The sequence below is a fragment of the Gemella haemolysans genome, assembly GCF_028308085.1.
GTDB classification, from domain to species: domain Bacteria; phylum Bacillota; class Bacilli; order Staphylococcales; family Gemellaceae; genus Gemella; species Gemella haemolysans_D.
Genome location: NZ_JAQMFS010000053.1, coordinates 1 through 22,465 on the forward strand (window position 1 = coordinate 1; position 22,465 = coordinate 22,465).

General features: G+C 31.0%; 21 protein-coding genes. 17 read left to right on the top strand and 4 right to left on the bottom strand.

Annotation, left to right across the window (positions count from 1 at the left end):
- Positions 1-181 precede the first annotated feature (181 nt).
- From PNO30_RS03630 to typA, 10 genes are all read left to right on the top strand, one after another.
- Entirely contained in the window at positions 182-1,441 is a 1,260-nt protein-coding gene (locus PNO30_RS03630) for a nucleobase:cation symporter-2 family protein (protein WP_271987201.1), read from the top strand.
- 218 nt (positions 1,442-1,659) lie between these two features.
- The gene (locus tag PNO30_RS03635) at positions 1,660-2,178 is read left to right on the top strand and encodes a CtsR family transcriptional regulator (protein ID WP_102170210.1); all 519 of its coding nucleotides are present in this window, start codon (positions 1,660-1,662) and stop codon (positions 2,176-2,178) included.
- Positions 2,179-2,182: 4 nt separating this feature from the next.
- Positions 2,183-4,657 (top strand): ATP-dependent Clp protease ATP-binding subunit, encoded by a 2,475-nt coding sequence (locus PNO30_RS03640; RefSeq protein WP_271987202.1) that lies wholly within the window; start codon positions 2,183-2,185, stop codon positions 4,655-4,657.
- Positions 4,658-4,659: 2 nt separating this feature from the next.
- Positions 4,660-6,042, top strand: a complete 1,383-nt coding sequence (gene radA / locus PNO30_RS03645) for a DNA repair protein RadA (protein WP_271987203.1) — start codon at positions 4,660-4,662, stop codon at positions 6,040-6,042.
- A gap of 224 nt (positions 6,043-6,266) precedes the next feature.
- Positions 6,267-7,346: a PIN/TRAM domain-containing protein gene (locus PNO30_RS03650; protein ID WP_271987204.1), complete on the top strand. Its 1,080-nt coding sequence runs from the start codon at positions 6,267-6,269 to the stop codon at positions 7,344-7,346.
- 76 nt (positions 7,347-7,422) lie between these two features.
- Positions 7,423-7,653 carry a preprotein translocase subunit SecG gene (gene secG, locus PNO30_RS03655; RefSeq protein WP_003146900.1) on the top strand — a complete coding sequence of 77 codons (231 nt, stop codon included), beginning with the start codon at positions 7,423-7,425 and terminating at the stop codon, positions 7,651-7,653.
- A gap of 93 nt (positions 7,654-7,746) precedes the next feature.
- A complete protein-coding gene (rnr, locus tag PNO30_RS03660; protein ID WP_271987205.1) occupies positions 7,747-9,873 on the top strand; it encodes a ribonuclease R in 2,127 nt (708 codons plus the stop codon).
- An 11-nt stretch (positions 9,874-9,884) separates the two neighbouring features.
- Positions 9,885-10,349, top strand: a complete 465-nt coding sequence (gene smpB / locus PNO30_RS03665; RefSeq protein WP_048802681.1) for an SsrA-binding protein SmpB — start codon at positions 9,885-9,887, stop codon at positions 10,347-10,349.
- A gap of 540 nt (positions 10,350-10,889) precedes the next feature.
- Entirely contained in the window at positions 10,890-12,545 is a 1,656-nt protein-coding gene (locus tag PNO30_RS03670) for an L-lactate permease (protein WP_271987206.1), read from the top strand.
- A 207-nt stretch (positions 12,546-12,752) separates the two neighbouring features.
- Positions 12,753-14,597 (top strand): translational GTPase TypA, encoded by a 1,845-nt coding sequence (typA, locus tag PNO30_RS03675; protein WP_048802683.1) that lies wholly within the window; start codon positions 12,753-12,755, stop codon positions 14,595-14,597.
- A gap of 109 nt (positions 14,598-14,706) precedes the next feature.
- On the opposite strand, the gene PNO30_RS03680 is transcribed toward typA, so the two are convergent.
- Genes PNO30_RS03680 through PNO30_RS03690 form a run of 3 tightly spaced genes read right to left on the bottom strand, consistent with a single transcriptional unit; the run spans position 14,707 to position 15,762 of the window.
- Complete coding sequence (locus tag PNO30_RS03680; RefSeq protein WP_048802684.1) at positions 14,707-15,324, bottom strand: DUF7489 domain-containing protein; 618 nt, start codon at positions 15,322-15,324, stop codon at positions 14,707-14,709.
- 20 nt (positions 15,325-15,344) lie between these two features.
- On the bottom strand, positions 15,345-15,557 hold the full coding sequence (locus tag PNO30_RS03685) for a hypothetical protein (protein WP_048802685.1): 213 nt from the start codon (positions 15,555-15,557) through the stop codon (positions 15,345-15,347).
- 1 nt (position 15,558) lies between these two features.
- Positions 15,559-15,762, bottom strand: coding sequence for a hypothetical protein (locus tag PNO30_RS03690; protein ID WP_271965704.1), 204 nt, complete (start codon positions 15,760-15,762; stop codon positions 15,559-15,561).
- Positions 15,763-15,952: 190 nt separating this feature from the next.
- Between PNO30_RS03690 and PNO30_RS03695 the strand changes: the two genes are divergently transcribed.
- From PNO30_RS03695 to mtrB, 4 genes are all read left to right on the top strand, one after another.
- Complete coding sequence (locus tag PNO30_RS03695) at positions 15,953-16,963, top strand: NAD(P)H-dependent glycerol-3-phosphate dehydrogenase (RefSeq protein ID WP_271965705.1); 1,011 nt, start codon at positions 15,953-15,955, stop codon at positions 16,961-16,963.
- Positions 16,964-17,141: 178 nt separating this feature from the next.
- Entirely contained in the window at positions 17,142-17,414 is a 273-nt protein-coding gene (locus PNO30_RS03700) for an HU family DNA-binding protein (protein ID WP_003144688.1), read from the top strand.
- Positions 17,415-17,483: 69 nt separating this feature from the next.
- Positions 17,484-18,044 (top strand): GTP cyclohydrolase I FolE, encoded by a 561-nt coding sequence (gene folE, locus PNO30_RS03705; RefSeq protein WP_060914163.1) that lies wholly within the window; start codon positions 17,484-17,486, stop codon positions 18,042-18,044.
- A gap of 28 nt (positions 18,045-18,072) precedes the next feature.
- Positions 18,073-18,276, top strand: coding sequence for a trp RNA-binding attenuation protein MtrB (gene mtrB, locus PNO30_RS03710; RefSeq protein WP_003146887.1), 204 nt, complete (start codon positions 18,073-18,075; stop codon positions 18,274-18,276).
- Positions 18,277-18,317: 41 nt separating this feature from the next.
- Here the strand turns inward: mtrB and PNO30_RS03715 are convergent, their stop codons facing one another.
- Positions 18,318-19,679: an NAD(P)/FAD-dependent oxidoreductase gene (locus PNO30_RS03715; protein WP_271987208.1), complete on the bottom strand. Its 1,362-nt coding sequence runs from the start codon at positions 19,677-19,679 to the stop codon at positions 18,318-18,320.
- A 322-nt stretch (positions 19,680-20,001) separates the two neighbouring features.
- On the opposite strand from PNO30_RS03715, the gene PNO30_RS03720 reads away from it, so the two are divergent.
- The 3 genes from PNO30_RS03720 to trxA all read left to right on the top strand — a co-directional run bounded on the left by PNO30_RS03720 (position 20,002) and on the right by trxA (position 22,317).
- Positions 20,002-20,277 (top strand): co-chaperone GroES, encoded by a 276-nt coding sequence (locus tag PNO30_RS03720; RefSeq protein ID WP_271965709.1) that lies wholly within the window; start codon positions 20,002-20,004, stop codon positions 20,275-20,277.
- Between the two features lie 45 nt (positions 20,278-20,322).
- Positions 20,323-21,927: a chaperonin GroEL gene (gene groL / locus PNO30_RS03725; RefSeq protein ID WP_271987209.1), complete on the top strand. Its 1,605-nt coding sequence runs from the start codon at positions 20,323-20,325 to the stop codon at positions 21,925-21,927.
- An 84-nt stretch (positions 21,928-22,011) separates the two neighbouring features.
- The gene (gene trxA, locus PNO30_RS03730; RefSeq protein ID WP_271965711.1) at positions 22,012-22,317 is read left to right on the top strand and encodes a thioredoxin; all 306 of its coding nucleotides are present in this window, start codon (positions 22,012-22,014) and stop codon (positions 22,315-22,317) included.
- The last annotated feature ends 148 nt before the right edge of the window (positions 22,318-22,465 follow it).

Genomic DNA, 22,465 nt, shown 5'->3' on the forward strand with positions numbered 1-22,465 from the left:
TGATGCTTTAGTCATAAGGCTTATTTTTTTTGAAAAACGACCAAAACATCAATATGTTCATTGATATTTTGGTCGTTTTGTCAACAATCTGTAAATCGCCTATAAGTAATTATAGGCGATTTTTTGTATTTATATAGTTATATTTGTCAAAAAATAATATATAACTAAGGAGATAAGAATTTTGAAAACTTTTATTTTAAGTTTACAACATGTACTAGCAATGTATGCAGGAGCAGTTATTGTTCCGATAATTGTGGCTGGTGGATTAGGTCTTTCAGCAGAACAAACAACTTATTTAGTGTCAGTTGATATTTTCATGTGTGGGGTGGCTACATTTCTACAAGTTTATAAAGGTAAATTTACAGGTATTGGTTTACCTGTTGTTCTTGGATGTACTTTTACTGCAGTAGCACCGATGATAGCTATAGGTAATAGTTCTGGATTACCAACTATGTATGGAGCTATTTTCGTTTCTGGGTTGGTTGTTGTATTAATAGCACCGTTTTTTGCGAAGGTGGCTAAATTATTCCCTCCTGTTGTTACAGGAAGTGTAGTAACGATTATTGGTATTACTTTAGTGCCTGTTGCGATGAATTATATTGCAGGAGGAGAAGGATCAAAAGATTTCGGGAATCCAAAAAATATTTTACTAGCATGTATTACTTTAGCAATTATTTTAGTAATATATAAATTTACTACTGGATTTATCCAATCAATTGCTATTCTTCTAGGATTAGTATCTGGTACAGTTATTGCTAGTTTTATGGGATTGGTGAGTTTATCAGAAGTATCACAAGCGGGTTGGTTCCAACATCCAACACCATTTAAATTTACTGGTTTTGAATTTAATATGAGTGCTATTTTAACATTTGTTATAGTGGGGATTGTTAGTATGATTGAATCAACTGGTGTATATTATGCCCTAGGAAATATTTGTAATCAAGAAGTTAAAGAACCTGATTTACGAAGAGGTTACTTAGCTGAAGGTTTAGCTGTAATGATAGGTTCATTAGTAAATGCATTCCCGTATACAACTTATTCTCAAAATGTAGGTCTTGTGCAAATTTCAGGTGTGAAAAGTAAAAAAGTGATGTATGTAATGGTACTTTTACTACTAGTTTTTGGATCTATTCCAAAAATCGGAGCTTTAGCTACAATTGTACCTCAACCAGTATTGGGAGGAGCGATGATTAGTATGTTTGGTATGGTTCTAGCATATGGAGTTAAGATGTTAGGTAATACAGACTTTGCTAAACAGGAAAATCTTATGATAATAGCTTGTTCAGTGGGATTAGGACTGGGTGTCACTACAGTACCAACAGCATTTGCACAATTACCAAGTTTTGTTCGTATGTTTACTGATAGTGGTATAGTACTAGGAACAATAGTTGCTATTATAATGAATTTAATATTTAATAGAAGATCAAAAATTAATAAATAATTAGTTAACTGTAGATTATGATTTAGATACAGAAACTTATTAGAATTTAAAATGAGAATGACTTTATAATATCGATTAAGACAATATTTCGATTTTATAAAAACGTTCTCTTTTTTTATGTGTTTAGGCTTAAAAATCAATGTTTTTTGTGTACAAAATATTGTAGATGTAGTATAATTTAATAAAGGTCAATTTTAGTCAATAAAGGAGGTGCCCTTATGAATAATAATATGACAGATATTCTTGAACAATATATTATGAACTTATTTAATGAGGCAACAGAGGATCATATAATTATTAAAAGAAGTAATGTCGCACAAAAATTTGACTGTGTACCATCCCAATTAAATTATGTAATAAAAACGAGATTTACTCCGGAGCATGGATTTATTATAGAAAGTAAACGTGGTGGGGGAGGATTTATTAGAATTACTAAAATAACCCTTCACAAAAATAAAGATTACATAGACTATTTAATTGAGACAATAGATAATGAAATTTTAGAGGTAGATGAAGCTATGAGAATAGCTAAAATTCTACTTGAAAAAGAATACATAGATAAATTTGATTACAATCATTTTATAGATAGCGTAGAGATTATTACAGAAGTGCATAATCAGTTTTTAGAGCATATTGATGAAAATAGTGCTGAAGAGATGATTTCTAAAACAAAAGCGAATTTAAAAGATTTAACAATAAGATTTTTAACAAATATAAAATATAATAAGAGAGGATAAGGTTATGTACATAAGATTTAATGAAACGGCCCTTATGGTGCTAACGACAGCAAAAGAAGAAGCTAATGATTTTGGTGTTAAGGCCGTAGGAACTGAACACTTACTATTAGCTATGTTGAGTATGAATAATACATTGTCATGTAAAACACTTAATAAATATGGTGTTTATTATGATGACTTCAGAAAAAACGTAGTAGACTTTTATGAAGCAGAATTAGAAGGTACTGATTTTTATCGTAATGTTTTAATGAAGATAGATTATACAAATGGAGCTGTTAGAACTATAGAAAAAAGTCAACAATTTGCAGATGATACATCTAGTTTTGTAGTTACAAGCGAGCACTTACTATTATCTTTACTTAATGAGAAAACAGGGACTGCGGTTCGTTTATTAACTGATAAGTTAGGAGTTAATGTTGATGCATTAATTACGGAACTATTTGAATTATTAAAACAAAGCCAAGGATTACTGTCTAAATTATTTGATGGATTTAAAAAATTAGAAGCACCAGAAGATAGTTCAGCAAAAACTAAAACTTTAAATTCATTAGCTAAAGATTTAACTAAAGATGCATTTAATAACAAATTAGATCCGGTTTTAGCACGTGATAAAGAAATTACTCGTATGATAGAGATTTTAAATAGACGTACTAAGAATAATCCGGTATTGATTGGAGAACCTGGAGTTGGGAAAACAGCTATTGTTGAAGGTTTAGCAGAAAGAATAGTATCTCAAAATGTTCCGAGTAATTTATTAGGTAAGAGAGTTATGGTTCTAGATATGGGAACTTTACTTGCAGGTACTAAGTATCGTGGTGAATTTGAAGAAAGATTAAAAAATATCATTACTGAAATAGAAGATGCAGGAGATATTATTTTATTTATCGATGAAATTCATACGATAATTGGAGCTGGAGGGACTGAAGGTAGTGCCGATGCATCAAACATCCTAAAACCAGCATTATCACGTGGTTTAATTCAATGTATAGGAGCTACAACTACTGAAGAATATAGAAAATATTTTGAAAAAGATGCAGCTTTAGAACGTAGATTCCAACCGATTAAAGTTGAAGAACCAAATACAGAAGATTCAATTAAAATTCTTGAAGGATTACGTCATAAATATGAAGAACATCATAATGTGGAAATTTTAGATGAAGCTTTAGATGCAGCGGTTAAGTTAAGTACAACATATATTACTGATAGATGTTTACCAGATAAAGCAATTGACCTTATCGATGAAGCTTGTTCTAAAGTTAAATTAAGATTTTATAAATCTCCAGAAAAATTAAAAGAATATGAAGATGAATTAAGTCGTTTAAATAAAGAAAAAGATAGAGCTGTAATTAATCAAGAATTCGAAATAGCAGCTAAAAAACGTGATGAAGTTAACCAAGTAATTAGTAAAATTGAACAATTTAAAATTTCTTGGCAAGACAGTTTATCAAAAGATAAAATTAAAATTAGTGCTGAGCATGTAGCTGAAGTTCTTGCTGCTTGGACTGGTGTACCTGTTACTAAATTAACAGAAACAGAAAGTGAAAGACTTTTAAAACTAGAAGAAATTTTACACAAACGAGTTATTGGACAAGATGAAGCTGTAGTAAGTCTAGCAAAAGCAGTTAGAAGAGCGAGAAGTGGGTTCAAAGCACCGAATAGACCGATAGGAAGTTTTATTTTCTTAGGCCCTACAGGGGTAGGGAAAACAGAACTTGCGAAAAGTTTATCTGAAGCATTGTTTAGTTCAGAAGATAATATGATACGTATTGATATGAGTGAGTATATGGAACCACACTCAATTAGTAGACTTGTGGGAGCTCCTCCAGGTTATGTGGGATATGAGGAAGCAGGACAACTATCAGAACAAGTTCGTCAAAAACCATATTCTGTAGTACTATTTGATGAAATTGAAAAAGCTCACCCATCGATCTTTAATATTCTATTACAAGTGTTGGATGACGGACGTTTAACAGATGCTTCAGGTCGCGTAGTAGATTTCAAAAATACTATCATTATCATGACTTCAAATGTTGGAGTAAGTGAACTAAATGATCAAAAATTCGTAGGATTTGGTGGAAGTGAATCAATTAAAAATGATTACAAAAATGTTCAGAATACTATGATGGAAGCATTGAAAAAACAATATCGTCCAGAATTCTTAAATAGAATAGATGATATTATTGTCTTCAAAACTCTTGAAAAAGAAGAATTAGAAAAAATTTCTGAGTTATTAATTGATGGATTATCTAAGAGATTAGCAGATAGAGATATTACTATTAAACTTACGAAAAAAGCCATGGCTAAAATCGTTGAAGACGGTAGTATAAAAGAATACGGAGCACGTCCATTAAAACGTAGTATTCAAAAAAATATTGAAGACTTATTAAGTGAAGAACTATTAAGAAATCCTGAATTAACTGGAACTATTAATATTGATTATAAAAATGATAATTTTGTTGTAAAGAAAACTAAGAGGTAATTATGGCAAGGGTAAATGTTAAATACGAATGTAATGCCTGTGGTTACCAAAGCTTAAAATATATGGGAAGATGTCCTAATTGTAAAAAATGGGCATCTATGGAAGAAGTAGTTGAAGCAAAAAAGGCTACTAAACATACAGAATTTGAAGTTAAAATAAATGATACAGAACGTGTAGAAGCTGGGAAACTAAAATCAGTTTCTACACAGGATGTTCCACGAACACTTACAGATAGCGGTGAATTAAATAGGGTTTTAGGTGGAGGAGTTGTAGGAGGATCATTAGTCCTTTTAGGTGGAGATCCAGGTATCGGTAAATCTACATTGCTTCTTCAGATATCAGCATATTTAGCCAAAGAACACGATGTTCTTTATGTAACAGGTGAGGAGTCTGTGAGACAGGTTAAAATAAGAGCTGATAGGTTAAAAAATAACACGGATGAACTGTTTGTTTATGCGCAAACTGATTTAAATTTAATTTATCAAGTTGTAAAAAAAATAAAACCACAGTTTTTAGTCATTGACTCAATTCAAACAATTTATAACCCTAACCTAGAAAATTCTCCAGGAAGTATTACTCAAGTTAGAGAATGTACACAACAACTTATGAAGATTGCTAAGAGTTTAAATATAGCAATATTTATAGTAGGGCATGTTACTAAAGAAGGAACTATTGCAGGACCACGTATGCTTGAACACATGGTTGATACAGTGTTATATTTTGAAGGAGAAGGGCAACATAGTTACAGAATTCTTAGAGCAGTAAAAAATCGTTTTGGATCTACTAATGAAATTGGTATTTTTGAAATGAAACATAGTGGACTAGAGGATTTAGCAAACCCTTCTCAGATGTTTCTTGAGGAACGAAGCAAAAATCTTGCAGGGGCAACAATTATAAGTACAATGGAAGGTAGCCGACCACTTCTTGTAGAAATTCAATCATTAACAACACCAACTGCTTTTAATAACCCAAGAAGAATTTCTACTGGATTAGAGTATAATAAATTAATTCTATTAATGGCTGTTCTTGAGAAGAAAGCAGGGTATCTACTTCAACAACAAGATGTTTATGTTAAGGTATCAGGTGGAGTCAAGATTGATGATCCTGCAGTAGACTTAGGTGTGGTTATGGCTGTTGCTTCAAGTTTTAAAGATATTGCGGTTAATATGAATGATTGTTTCATTGGTGAGGTTGGATTAACTGGAGAAGTGAGAAGAGTAAGTAGAATTGAACAAAGAATCAATGAGGCTAAAAAACATGGATTTAAACGTGTTATAGTGCCAATCGGTAATATGAAAAATTCTGATTTTCCAGATGGGATTGAAATAATACCGGTAAAAGATATTAGAGAATGTTTAGACATAGCTTTTAGCAATGTTTTTTAAATAAATAATTATAGGTGAGTAGAGATTTAGTATATTTATTTCTCTATTCATCTATTAGTATAAAAAAACTTAAATTATTTTGAATTTAATTATGTTAATTTTAAGTAGAATGTAGTAGAATAGTTAGAAGAGATGTTTTATATCTCTCTATCATACAATATAAAATTATTAGAGAATAATTAATAATTTTAAATTACAATTAAATATTTAAAGGAGTGATTTTCATGTTGAAAAAAGTTTTAATTACAATTTCCTTTTTTCTAGGAATAACTGTTGGAACACTAACAACTAGTGCATTGATTTATTATAATATATTTACTTCAATGAGTGAGACGATGTTAAGAATCATTGTTACAATTGGAACTACAGTATTTTTTGTATTAATGTCTTTATTATTTTCAGATAGATTTGTAGCAATGTTAAAAAGAATCGAAGATCGTCTTACTAGAACACCAATACAAAAAATTGTTTTCACGACAATAGGATTAATTCTTGGATTACTGTTAGCTAGTTTACTTTCATCAGGAGTAGATGTTATAGCTGGTGTGGGAATAATGGGTAGAATTATTTCGGCTGTGATTTATATTGTTTTTGGATACTTAGGATTAGTACTTGGATATAGACGTGAAGGTGAATTTTTAAATATACTTACAGCGTTTAAATTTGGATCTAAACCAAAAGAAAAAGAAACTAAAGTGAAAACTAAGAAAGTAGTAGCTAAAGTTGTTGATACAAGTGCCTTAATAGATTCACGAGTTCAAGATGTTGCTAGAACTGGGTTTTTAGAAGGGAAAATTATAGTTCCTGAATTTGTATTAAAAGAATTACAATTAATTTCAGATTCGGAAGATCCATTAAAACGTGCAAAAGGTCGATTAGGGTTAGATTGTGTTGAGCACCTTCAAAAAATGAAAGAAATTGATCTTGAGATTGATAATAAATACAATTATAACGAGCATAAAGGTGTAGATAATCTACTAATTGACTATGCTTTAAAATATAAATGTGCTATTATAACAACTGATTATAACCTTAATAAACTTGCTACTTTACAATCTATTAAGGTTTTAAATGTTAATGATTTAAGTAATGCTGTAAAACCTATGTTAACTACAGGCGAAAAATTAGAAGTTCAGGTTCTAAGAGAAGGTAAGGAAAATAATCAAGGTGTAGCATATACTGAAGACGGTACAATGATTGTTGTTGAAAATGGTAAACGTGCCGTAGGTAAAACTGTTGAAGTTGAAGTGCAAAGTGTACTACAAACATCTTCAGGAAGAATAATATTCACAAGAATTGTTTAATAAATTTGCTTTTTTTGAAAAAATGTGTTAATATAAATTGTATTGTATTAACGAATGATTATTTTAGGAGGAGAGTATGCACACTTTTTTAATGACAATAGCAATAGTGAGCAGTATTCTGTTAATTGTAGTAGTTTTATTACAAGAAAGTAAATCTGGAGGTTTATCTGGATTAACTGGTGGAGCAGAAGAACTGTTTGGAAAACAAAAAGTAAGAGGTGCTGAATTAGTTTTACAAAGAATTACAATAGTACTAGGACTAATATTTTTTATAACACTAGTGTGTCTTACTTGGTTAAAATTATAGACTAAACAATGATAAACCTAAAATGTAATTTCATTTTAGGTTTATTTTTATAGAAATAATTATATGTTGTATAATCTAAAAAAGGAGGATTATATGTTAGAAAAAATTGAAAAAATATTCAAAGAAGATAAAGTTTTAAGTATTGAAGATTTAAAAGAAAAATTAAATATTGATTCAGCAAAAGAATTTGTTGAGTTAGTTAAGAATGTTGGAAAGTTAGAAAGAAAATTAGTGATAACTCAATTACCTAATGAGAAATTTCTTTATATCAAAGAGGCCTTAGAAGTAGAAGGGGTAATTAGATTACATCAAAAAGGCTTTGCATTTGTTTATTCGGCTGATTTAGGAATAGAAGTCTATGTACCTAAAGGATTTACTCAAAGTGCCATGACTGGTGATGTTGTTTTAGTTAAAGTTGATAGTGTATATAAAGATGATCGTAATCTAGAAGGTATTGTTCAAAAAGTACTAGAAAGAAATACTAAGTATACAGTTGGAACATTAACTAATGGAAAATTTTTCTCTTTTGTAAAAAGTGATGATAAAAATATTGTAAAATATATAAAAATAACTAATGCGAAGAACTTCAATTTAGTTGATGGAACTAAGGTGTTGGTTGAAATTACTGATTACTCTAAGGTCAGCTTTGAAGATCATAAAGGGATAATAATCAAGTCAATAGGTCACAAAGATGATCCAGGAGTTGATATTCTTTCAGTGATATATAAACATAATGTCCCGAATGAATTTCCAAAGGAAGTAGTTGAACAAACTGAAGAAATTAGCGAAGAGATTAAACTTGAAGATAAATATATAGATTGTACAAATGAAATGGTAGTTACAATTGATGGAGATGATGCAAAAGACTTAGATGATGCCGTTTCGGTAGTTAAAACTAAAAAAGGTTATAGATTGAAAGTTTTTATAGCCGATGTCAGTAGATATGTTACGGAAGATAGTCCATTAGATAAAGAAGCTGCCAATAGAGGATGTAGTGTTTATTTAGCAGATAGAGTTGTACCAATGCTACCGAGAAAATTATCTAATAATATTTGTTCGTTAAACCCACATGTAATGAGGTATACCATTTGTTGTGATATTGATTTTAATTCCAAAGGTTATCCTGAGAGTTATGATATCTATCCAGCGGTAATAAAATCTAAAGGTCGATTAACTTATAAAAAGGTTAATGAAGTCTATGCAGAAAATAAAGAAGTTATAGAAGAATACAAAGACTATGTGCCGATGTTAAATATAGCGCTAGAATTATCCAAAAAAATTCGTAAAAATAGAGAAAATAGAGGTGCAATTGATTTTGATAAACCGGAATCAAAAGTTGTTGTAGATGAGAATGGTGAAGTACTAGATATAGTGTTGAGAGAAAGAGGTATATCAGAACGCCTTATTGAAGATTTTATGTTAAGTGCAAATAAAGTTATTGGAGAGCATTTCTTTTGGATGCAAGTACCATTCATTTATCGTATTCATGAAGAGCCAAAAGTTGAAAAACTTAGACAATTTTTTGATATTGCGGCTAGTCTAGGATATAGAACAAAAGGGAAAATTGACGAAATTGAACCTTATATTCTTGCCAATATGCTTAGAAAATTCAAGGGTGAAGTGGTAGAGCCGATGCTTTCTACAATTTTACTAAGAACTATGAATCAAGCTAGATATTCTACAAATAATATTGGACACTTTGCATTAGCTACAAAATATTATACTCATTTTACATCGCCAATAAGACGATATCCTGACTTATTGGTACATAGAATGATAAGAACTTATTTATTCAATGGAGACGTATCAGATAAAACTATTGATAGATTCATAACAAAACTACCAGAATTGGCAGAAAGTTCTTCAGAATATGAAAAACGAGCTGTAGATTGTGAACGTGAAGTTGACAGAATGAAAAAGTGTGAGTATATGCTTAAATATCAAGAACAGACGTTCAGAGGAATTATTTCTAGTGTTACTAACTTTGGAGTATTTATAACGTTAGAGAGAAGTAATATTGAAGGTTTAGTTCATATTAAAGCTATGAATGATGATTATTATACGTATGATCAAAAAAATATGATATTAATTGGAAGAAGAAAGAAAAAAGTATACCGACTTGGAGATGAGGTCATTGTTAAAGTCGCAAATGTTGATTTAGAAAATCAGGAGATAGATTTTAAAATATTAAAACATAAATCAATAATAAGTAATAAGTAGAGGAAGATATTATGAATAAAGAAATTAAAGTAATAGCTCAGAATAAAAAAGCAAATCATGATTATTTCATAGAAGAAACATATGAGGCAGGTTTAGTTTTAACTGGTACAGAAATAAAATCAATCCGCCGTGGAAGAATTAATTTAAAGGATTCTTATTGCCAAACAAGATTAGGTGAAATGTTTGTTTATAATATGCATATTTCTCATTTTGAAGAGGGAAATAGATTTAATCATGAACCATTAAGAGTAAGAAAATTATTACTAAAGAAAAAACAGATAGCTTCATTAACTAATATTCAAAATGAAATAGGAATGAGTATTGTTCCACTGAAACTTTATATTAAAAATGGCTATGCTAAGCTATTAATAGGGGTTGCTAAAGGTAAAAAGAATTATGATAAACGTCATGTACTGAAGCAAAAAGAAGCAAATAAAGAAATTAATAGAGTATTAAAAGACAAACAAAAATATTAAAAAACTACGTATTATTTTATAAAAAATATAGAGAAACATATTGTGATAAAGTTTATTACAATATGTTTTTTTATTATATGAAGTATAAAATAATAGAAGAATATTACTTTATGATATGGATTCTAATAATTAATATTTTCTTAAAATAGAACTGTTATAAAAAAACAACGTTAATTTTTTCAAAAAAATATATATTATTTTCTTTGGTATTAGTGGATTTTTTAAGAACGTTGTAAAAATAACTAAAAAAACGCTTTACATTTAAATGAAAGCGTGCTACAATATTTAATGTAAACAAGAAAATCGTTGACAAATTACCATCAAATCTAAAAGAGTTATTATATCTAAATAGTAAAAAATGTAACAGCAAAAAAACTGTTATATATCTGATTTAAAGAGACGGAGAGAAATAGTCTTTAGAATAAACAGTTAAGAATTTTTACAATATTTTATTTTTAGTTAACATATTATTTGGTAGTTAAAAACAATAGATTTTCACAAACCAAACAAAATATATTTATACAAAGGAGAAGTGTATTTATGGAAAAATTCACTCAATTATTACAGCCGGTTGCTGATAATTTATATCTTTCTGCACTTGTTGCATTAATTCCGATTGTGTTTTACTTAGTAGCACTAGCAGGATTTAAAGTTAAAGGGTGGTTAACAGGACTTTTAACTTTATTAGTAGCAATTGTAATTGCATGCGTATTCTTTAAAATGCCATTCCAATTCGCAGCGTTCTCAACAATTCACGGTATGGTATACGGTATTATGCCTATCGGTTGGATTATTTTAACGTCAGTATTCTTATATAAAATGACAGTTAAAACTGGTCACTTTGATATTATCAGAGACAGTATTACTTCATTAACTGATGACCGTCGTATCCAAGCATTAATCATTGCATTCTCATTTGGGGCTTTCTTAGAAGGAGCTGCAGGATTTGGAGCACCGGTAGCAATCACGGCTTCATTATTAGTAGGTTTAGGATTTAAACCACTTTATGCTGCAGGTGTTTGTATGATCGCTAATACTGCGCCAGTAGCATTCGGAGCAGTTGGAGCACCGGTAACAGCTATGGATGGATTAGCAACTTATGCAAATGGATCACCAATCGCAGCTGCTGAAATCGCAGCGATGATTGGACGTCAATTACCATTAGTGTCTATCTTTATTCCATTCTACTTAGTATTAATCATGGCTGGATTTAAGAAAACATTAGAAGTATGGCCTGCATTATTAGTATCTGGTGGGTCATTTGCGATAGCACAATTCATAAGTTCTAACTATATGGGAGAACAATTACCTGACATTCTTTCTTCATTAGTATCATTAGTTTCAATCGTTGTTTTACTTCAATTCTGGAAACCAAAAACAACTTGGAGATTTGCTGATGAAAAAGAAGTTGATGGAAAAGACAATGTTAAAGCAAAACACAGCTTAAACGAGGTTTTAGTAGCTTGGTCACCATTCGTAGTATTAACAGTGATTATCTTCTTATGGACTATGAAATCTTCTAAAGCATTCTTCAAAACAATTGCTTTAAATCCGAAGGTTCCATTTATTCACAACAATATTATCAGTTCAGTATCTGGTAAAGAAATAGCTGCAGTATTCAAGTTAGATTTAGTAGGATCAATTGGTACAGCAATCTTAGTAGCAGCGATAATATCTAAATTTATCATTAAAATTAGTTGGAAAGATGCAGCTATAACTTTCGCGCAAACATTTAATGAAGTTAAAATTGCATTACTAACAATCTGTTTCGTAGTAGGATTTGCTTACATCATGAATGCATCAGGTATGTCAAATACTCTAGGATATGCTTTAGCGGCAACTGGAGGAGCATTTAAATTCTTATCTCCAGCACTTGGATGGATTGGAGTATTCATCACTGGTTCTGATACATCAGCTAACTTACTATTCGCTAAATTACAACAAGTTACAGCTAGCCAAGTAGGAATGGATCCACTATTAGCAGTAGCGGCTAACGCATCTGGAGGAGTAGTAGGTAAAATGATTTCTCCACAATCTATCGCAGTAGCAGCTGCAGCGGTTGGATTAGTAGGAAGAGAGTCAGACTTACTTAAATTTACAGTTAAACACAGTTTCATCCTATTAATTATTGTGTGTGCTATCGTCGCACTTCAATCAACTAGAGTACTTGGATGGATGATTCCAGTACACCCATAATAAAAGAATAATTTTAAGTGAGATCGAGTCATACTCGATCTCTTTTTTTTGAAAGTGCTAACGAAAAAAAATATCGTAAATTATAGAGTTTTAGCTAGTATATTTGTTTACAATAAGATGAAATAATGGTATTATTGTTAAGTTAGATTAAATAAAATGTATTCGAGAATTTAGTATGTTTTATAAAGTAAGAACAAGGAGAAAAAAATGTCAGTACAATTAAGAGACGATGTTAGAAATATTGCAATTATAGCTCACGTTGACCATGGTAAAACAACATTGGTTGATGAATTATTAAAACAATCAGGAATTTTCCGTTCAAATGAGCATGTAGAAGAAAGAGCAATGGACTCTAATGATTTAGAAAGAGAACGTGGAATTACGATCTTAGCGAAAAATACAGCTATTGATTATAAAGGTAAAAGAATTAATATTCTTGATACACCAGGACACGCAGACTTTGGTGGAGAAGTAGAACGTATTATGAAAATGGTAGATGGTGTTCTTCTAGTAGTAGATGCTTATGAAGGGACAATGCCTCAAACACGTTTCGTTCTTAAAAAAGCTTTAGAACAAAACTTAAAACCAATCGTTGTTGTAAATAAAATTGATAAACCTTCAGCTCGCCCAGAAGAAGTAGTAGATGAAGTTATCGATTTATTTATCGAATTAGGAGCAAACGATGAACAGCTTGAATTCCCAGTTGTTTATGCATCTGCTATTAATGGAACAGCTTCTTTAGAAAGTGATCCAAGTGCTCAAGAAGAAAACATGCAATGTTTATATGAAACAGTAATTGATTATGTTCCAGCACCAAAAGATAATAGTGATGAACCTCTTCAATTCCAAGTAGCATTATTAGACTATAATGACTATGTTGGACGTATTGGTATTGGACGTGTATTCCGTGGAAGTATGAAAGTAGGAGAATCAGTTTCTCTTATGAAACTTGACGGAACAGTTAAAAACTTCCGTGTAACTAAGATTTTTGGTTACTTTGGATTAAAACGTGAAGAAATTCAAGAAGCGCATGCAGGGGATATCGTTGCAGTAAGTGGTATGGATGATATTAACGTTGGGGAAACAGTTTGTCCAACAGATCATCAAGAAGCATTACCAGTACTTCACATTGATGAACCAACACTACAAATGACTTTCTTAGTTAATAACTCACCATTTGCTGGTAAAGAAGGAAAATTTGTTACAGCTCGTAAATTAGAAGATAGATTAATGCAACAATTAGAAACAGACGTTTCATTACGAGTAGAACCTAATACAAGTGATTCTTGGGTAGTAAGTGGACGTGGGGAACTTCACTTATCAATTCTTATCGAAAACTTACGTCGTGAAGGTTACGAGCTTCAAGTATCTAAACCAGAAGTAATTATCCGTAACATTGATGGTGTAGATTGCGAACCGGTTGAACGTGTTCAAGTTGATGTACCAGATGAAAGTGTTGGTGCTGTTATTGAATCATTAGGGCAACGTAAAGGTGATATGGTAGATATGCAAGCTGATGGAAATGGACAAACTCGTCTTATCTTTAACGTTCCAGCTCGTGGACTTATCGGATACTCTACAGAATTCATGTCTATGACTAAAGGATATGGTATTATTAACCACACATTTGACTCTTACCAACCAATGCAAAAAGGACGTGTTGGTGGACGTCGTAATGGTGTATTAGTAGCTTTAGAAAATGGTCAAGCTACAGCATACTCTATCTCAAGTTTAGAAGATCGTGGTACAGTATTTATTGAACCAGGTACTGATGTATATGGTGGTATGATTGTTGGAGAAAACAGCCGTGAAAATGACTTAACAGTTAACATCACAAAAGCTAAAGCTCAAACAAACGTACGTTCTTCTACAAAAGACCAAACAGTAACACTTAAAAAAGCTCGCATTATGACTTTAGAAGAAAGTCTTGAGTACTTAAGTGATGATGAATACTTAGAGGTAACTCCAGAGTCAATTCGTCTACGTAAAAAAGAATTAGATAAAGCAGCTCGTGAAAAAGCAGCTCGTAAAGCTAAATATTCAGAAGAATAAAATTAAAAAAACTTTCGAAGTAGGAAACTATTTCGAAAGTTTTTTTGTATGATATGTTTAATTAAAAAATGTCCAAGAGTACTCTTATACTCTTGAACAAGATTAAATATTATTGATTTTTAATTTCTAAGTTTCCGTTATCTAAAGAGATATTATCCCCTTCTTTAACTTTTTCATATTGTTCTTTTGTAACGGTAACGTGTTTTGTTTCACCATCTTTAGTTTTAATTTCAAGCATATAAACTGGAACTTTCGAATCTTTTACATTGTCGACTAATTCTTTTTGCTTATCACTTGCTTGAACATGATTGTGTGAAGTTGCAGAATTAAATAGTGTATACCATAAAAGAGCGTTAGTTATAGTGCTTCCAGAAAAGAAACCACTAGTTCTATAGTTATTGTTTATATAGTCTGTGTATTGTCTTTTATATCCTTGATTATTGTAACTATTGTAATCTTTATTATATGAACCATTTGTACTATTTGAAAAGTTCTTTTTAGTTCCTGTAGTTGGTTTACTACTAGCAGTTGAAGTAGTAGGTTTAGAACTTGACTTGCTACTAGATGGTTTAGAAGAACTAGGCTTAGAACTTGATCTTGATGCATTAGGCCTTGCTGAAGAACCTTTTGCTTCTACTATATTTATACTTGATGCGCTTAATGTAGAAAGAATAAGTGTCGAAGTAAGAAATAAGCTTGTTAGTTTTTTTAAAGTTTTCTTTTTCATAGTAATATCCTTTCGTAAAATTAGTTGTTTTCTGTAGAACGTTTAGCTACTACAGTTCCTTCAATTTTTTCTTGAGAAGATGAATCGCTTTTCACTATATTTTCTATATTAGTTTTATCATCAACTTGATCACCATTTGTCGATGAAAAAGAGCCATTGAAGTAATAATATAATCCTATAGCAATTGCAGTAATTGATAATAAAGTAAGAAATATTTTTAAAAATCTAGCCATATTAGAATCCTCCTAATACGTATCCTTTCATATCTAAAGCACGTTTTAACCTATCATATTCTGATGCAGGCACTTCAATTTCTTCTCCATTTACTTGAGAAATAGTGGCATACTCATCATTTAGTCCTTTCCAAACATCAACGATATTGTTTAAGTTGATTAATCCACGATTTCCATCTATTAGAGTAATTTCAAACCAATTCATAAAATTACCTCCTTTTTATTATTATGCTTAAATTATATCATAGTTCTAAGGAAAAAAATAGTATAGTAAATTTAAATATTACTATAGTTATTAAGGAAAGATTAATTCATGCTTTAATGTAAAATTAATGTATATTTTAAAAAAATTTGATATAATGATAGAAAGAATAAAATATAGTGAGGACAGAACGATGAAAATATCTGTGATAGGTTCAGGAAGTTGGGGAACAGCTTTATCTCAGGCTGTTGTTGATAATGGGCATGAACTATTATTATATTCAAGAAGTGAGAAATCGCGTGATGAAATTAATATACATCACACAAACAGTAGATATTTAAAAAATGCTATTTTACCTAAGGAAGTTGTTGCTACTAGTAGTTTAAAAGAAGCAGTTGAGTTTGCAGATGTAATTGTTATTGCAGTTCCTACAAAAGTGATGAGAGAAGTATCAAAGGAAATCAATAAATATTTAGATAAACCAAAATATATAATCCATGTATCTAAAGGTTTAGAGATGGATACTAACAAGAGGATGTCAGAGGTTATATCTGATGAAATTGATAGTGATAAACTTAAAGGTGTGGGAGTGCTTAGTGGTCCATCTCATGCAGAAGAGTTAATTTTAAGAAACCCTACAGTAGTTGCTATTGCATCAAAAAATGATGAATTAAATAAATTAGCACAAGAAATCTTCCATAATAAATATTTTAGAATTTATGTTAATAAAGATTTGATTGGTGTTGAAGTTGGTGGTGCTTTAAAGAATATAATTGCCCTTGGATGTGGAATAATTGATGGGATGGCTTATGGGGATAATGCTAAAGCAGCATTATTAACACGTGGGTTAATCGAGATAACAAGATTAGGGAAAAAACTAGGTGCTGATGAAATGACGTTCTTAGGTCTTGGAGGAATAGGTGACTTAGTAGTAACATGTACATCTAAACATTCAAGAAACTATAATTGCGGTTATTTAATAGGACAAGGATATTCATTAGAAGAAGCTATTAAAAAATTAGATATGGTAGCTGAAGGTGTGAGAACTACAAAAGTATGTTATTACTTGTCTAAGAAGTTTGATGTGTATATGCCAATTACTGAAAATATATACAAAGTATTGTATGAAGGACTTAGTATAAAAGACTGTGTTAACAACCTTATGAATAAGATGGCCGCAGAAGAATTAAATAAATTTGAATAAATAAGTTTACGTATTAGTAGAAAGATAAAATAATTTGAAAATTACTAATTAAAATATAGAAAAAATGCTAAAAAAGGCTAAATTTATATAATAAAACCTTGATTATTAGCGATTTATATGGTAATATTTAATAAGTGAAACGGTAGAACCGTTACTCAATAATGGAGGTAAAGAATTAATGAATAAATCAGAATTAATTTCAAAAGTTGCTGAGAAATCAGGACTACAAAAAAAACAAGCAACTGCTGCTATCGAAGCATTCGTAGAAACAGTTGAAGAAACTTTAGCTAAAGGTGAAAAAATCCAAATTATCGGATTTGGTAACTTTGAAGTTAGAGAAAGAGCTGCACGTAAAGGACGTAACCCTCAAACTAACGAAGTTATCGAAATCGCTGCAAGCAAAGTTCCTGCTTTCAAAGCTGGTAAAGCTCTTAAAGACGCAGTTAAATAATAACAATTTAATTCAAAAAGAGGAGTTACTACTTAGTAGCTCTTTTTTTTATAAAAACGGAGGATAGTTTTGAAAAATAAAGAACAATCACAAGAACTTATAAAAACATTATTAGAAAATATTGGTGAAGATACATCAAGAGCTGGATTACTGGATACACCTAAAAGATGTGTAAAAATGTATGAAGAATTATTATCTAAAACAAATGTAGATCCAAAAGAAGAGATAAATACATTTTTTGAATCAGATAATGATGAACCTATTTTAGTAAAGGATATTCAGTTTTATTCATTATGTGAGCATCATATGCTACCTTTCTATGGGGTATGTCATATAGCATATGTTCCAAATAATAAAAAGATTACAGGACTTAGTAAGCTAGCGCGTTTAGTTGAGAGTGCTAGTCGTAGACTACAAATTCAAGAAGATATGACGCTTATGTTAGTAAACGCAATTGAAGAACAATTACAACCAAAAGGTGTGTATGTAATTATTGAAGCGGAACATATGTGTATGGCTATGCGTGGAATCAAGAAAATCGGATCAAAAACAGTGACTAGTAAAAAAACTGGTATTTTCTTAGAAGACACAGAATTAGTAAAAGATATTCAATATAAAATTAAGTTATAAAAATAACTGGTAATATAAGGAGTAGATTATGAAGGAGAGTAGTTATATTATTATTAGAGCAGAAGTAGATAATGTAAAAGTTATTACTAAGAAGACCAATAATGAAGAAGCTCTAGAAATATTAAATAAGGGAGAAGTTATTATTCTAAATATTTTTGATAATATCGTAAACTTTAAAGTACAGGGAAGAGCGAGAATAGTATCAAATTTAGATCAAGTAATTTCAGAATAAAAAAGTTCACAGAAATTTTTCTGTGAACTTTTTTCATTATACTAGAATAGTAATTTATCTGCTCCACCTAGTTTGTAGTCTAGAGCTGCCATAGCAAGTACGTTAATGAAGTGCCATGGACGGTCAAATTCTGGTTGGAAGAATATATCAGCAAGTGCTAATTGTTCTAATGTCCAGTCTGATGCGATAGCTATTGATAAAGCTGCGATAGCACTAGAAACGTCGTGTTTAGACATAAATTGAGCTCCTAGAACTCTGTGAGTATCTTCATCATAGTAAACTTTCATGTGAACTAGATTGTTTTCTTTTCTCATGAAGTCAGGGTAGATTCTTTCTTCTACATATTTAGAAGCTACTTTACCGTCGTATAGACCTACACCGTTTTGAGATAATCCAGTACTTACAAATTTGTAATCAAAGAATGATAATGCAGAAGTACCGTTTACTGCAGGCATTTTAGTTTTTGTACCCATAGCATTTAATGCAGCCACTACACCTTGACGGCGAGCTAGAGTAGCAAGAGCTATTGGTAATTCTCCACGTGTTGGAGCGTATGGAAGAAGAGTAGAGTCTCCTCCAGCATATACATCTTCAGCAGAAGTTTCTAAATATTCGTTAGTAACAACAAAACCACGTTCTGTCATTTCTAATTCTCCATTTAACCAAGATGCATCTGGACGAACACCAACAGATACGATAACTGTATCTGCTTCGTATTCACCTTGATCAGTTACTACAGAAGTAACTTTTCCGTTTTCACCTTTGAATGAAAGAACTTTTTCTCCACCACGAACTTTAAGGTTGTGCTTAGCACCTTCTTCAGTAAGGATGTCTGTTAATTCTTGGTCTAAGTATGTATTTAAGATTCTTGGTGCGAAGTCAACGATTGTCACATCGATACCGTGTTTTGCATAAGATTCTGCAACTTCAAGACCGATGTATCCACCACCAACTACAACAGCTTTTTTACTGTTTTGCATACAATCATATACAGCTTGAGTGTCTTCTGGTCCACGGAAAGTATGGATGTTTTCTAATTCAATTCCTTCGAATGGAGGTTTAATTGCAGCTCCACCAGGACTTAATAATAATTTATCGTAACTTTGTTTTTCTTCACCAGCTGGTGTTTTAACAACAACATATTTTTCTTTTGAGTTTAATCCTACAACATCACTGTTACAGTGGATGTTAATACCTTGAGAACGGTAAGATTCCTCTGTTGCAAAGTGTAGTTCAGATAACGCTTTAGATGTCCCATCTAAATAAGATTGGCTACCTCAACCCATAAATGAAGCCCCAGCTCCTCTTTCGTATAAGTGAATTTCAGCATTAGGCTCGTTTTTTAAGATAGTTTGAACAGCTTCGTAACCGAAGTGAGATGTTCCAACAACTACATATTTCATATATTTTCCTCCTAAATTAATATTAAAATTTTCCCGTATAATTTCTATTGTATTATTATACAAATAGTATTATAACATATAACACCAAAATATAAAAATAATATGCTTCAATAAAATGATTAGAATGGCTTTGTTATCGTTTTATCTTTAAGGAAAATATGTTTTTAATTATAAACATTTTTGTTAAATATTTATTTTAAAATTAAATTGAATATTATTATATATCACCTATTGAATTTTATGATTTGACTTTTTTTGACTTTTGTTTTATTATATATTTCAGAAGATATATAGAAAAAAATTATTTAAAGAGGTTATTAATATGATTAAACCATTATTTGATAATGTATTATTAAAAAAAGTAGAAGAAGAAAAAGCAACGACTAGTGGAATAGTATTGGCTTCTAAAGAAGAAACTTCTAATATTGCTGTAGTAGTTGCTTTAGGGGAAAGTTGTTTATTATCAAAGGATAATGAGGGGGAATTAACTGCTGGAAGCAAAGTTGTATTTTCGGATAATTATAAAAAAGTTAACTTCAAAAATGAAGAATATATTTTAGTAAATGAAGAAGAAGTTTTAGCTGTTATTGAAGATTAAGTTCGTATCTAAATAAAGAGATGTTTTAGTATTATAGGAGGAATCATGGTAAAGGAATTAAAATTTTCAGAAGATGCACGTCAATCGATGAAAGTTGGTGTGGATAAATTAGCGAATGCTGTAAAAATAACATTAGGACCAAAAGGGAGAAATGTTGTATTAGATAGAAAATTTGGTTCGCCATTAATAACTAATGATGGTGTATCAATTGCTAAAGAAATTGAACTGGAAGACCCATATGAGAATATGGGAGCAAAGTTAGTAGCTGAAGTTGCTAATAAAACAAATGAAATTGCAGGAGATGGTACAACTACAGCGACAATACTTGCTCAAGCAATGATAACTGAAGGTCTAAAAAATGTTACAAGCGGAGCTAATCCAATTGGAATTAGAAAAGGTATGGAAAGAGCTGTAAAAGTCGCTGTGGATCGACTTCGTGAGATTAGTGTTACAGTTGATTCTAAGGATAAAATTGCTCAAGTAGGTGCAATCTCTGCTGCTGACGAAGAAATAGGAAAATTCATCTCAGAAGCTATGGATAAAGTGGGTAATGACGGAGTTATTACTATTGAAGAATCTCAAGGACTTGAAACTACGTTAGAAGTAGTAGAGGGGATGCAATTTGACAGAGGATATTTATCTCCTTATATGGTTAGTGATACTGAGAAAATGATTGCTGACTTAGATAATCCTTATGTCCTTGTAACGGATAAGAAAATTAGTGCGGTTCAAGAAATTTTACCAGTACTTGAAGAAGTAGTTGCTGCTGCTAAACCACTATTAATTATTGCAGATGATATAGAGCAAGAAGCTGTTGCTACACTTGTTGTAAACAAACTTCGTGGTACGTTTAATGTTGTAGCTGTAAAAGCTCCAGGATTTGGTGAAAGAAGAAAAGCAATTTTAGAAGATATTGCTATTTTAACAGGTGGAACATTAATTACTGATGATTTAGGTCTTGAGCTAAAAGATGCTAATATTACAATGCTAGGTAAAGCGGCTAAGGTTAATGTTACTAAAGACAATACAGTTATTGTTGGTGGTAAAGGTGATAAAGAAAAAATTGAAAGTAGAACTCAACAAATAAAAGCATTATATGCAGAATCAAGTTCTGAATTTGATCGTGAGAAACTACAAGAAAGACTTGCGAAACTTTCGGGTGGGGTTGCAGTTATTAAAGTTGGTGCTGCCACTGAAACTGAATTAAAAGAAAGAAAACTTCGAATTGAAGATGCGTTAAATTCAACACGTGCAGCGGTAGAAGAAGGTATAGTTCCAGGTGGTGGAACTGCACTTGTTCAAGTTATTTCTGAAGTTGAAAAACTAGAAGCAACTGGTGATGAACAAACAGGTATTAACATAATTAAAAAAGCTCTTGAAGCTCCAGTTCGTCAAATTGCAGAAAATGCTGGATTAGAGAGTAGCGTTATCGTGGCTAAACTGAAAGAAGTTGAAGTAGGATATGGATTTAATGCTGCTACTGAAGAATGGGTTGATATGATTAAAGCTGGTATTGTAGATCCGACTAAAGTAACTCGTTCTGCCTTGCAAAATGCGGCAAGTGTATCAAGTTTATTCTTATCAACAGAAGCAGTAGTAGCAGATGTTTCAAAGGATGAGCCAATACAACCTCAGATGCCAATGATGTAATAAATTATTAGTAAGACAAATAATTTGAATATTTTTCTATGATATTATAAAATAAAAACATAAGTAATAAAGGAGACAGAAACAATGAGAGAAATTACAGATAAAGAATTTTTTGAACTATCAAAAACTGATAGTGTAAAAGTATTTGACTTTTGGGCACCATGGTGTGGTCCTTGTAAAATGTTAGCACCAGTATTAGAAGAGGTTTCTAATGAATTAACTAACATTGAATTCTACAAAATTAATGTTGATGAAAATCAAGAAGCAGCTGGTGAATATGGAATTATGTCAATTCCTACACTATTAATTATGAAAAATGGTGAAGTATTAGAAGAAAAAACTGGATACCAACCAAAAGAAGCGTTAGTAGAATTACTATCTAAATACTAATAAAAAAAAGGGGCTGAACTAAAAGTCCTAAATTTTAACAAAGTTTCTATGAGAACTCATAGACGCAGTGGTTTATTGATATCTAAATTCGCTTTATAAAAGCTTTTTAGATATCTAATAAACTGTGCGGGGGTGACTCGACAAAATC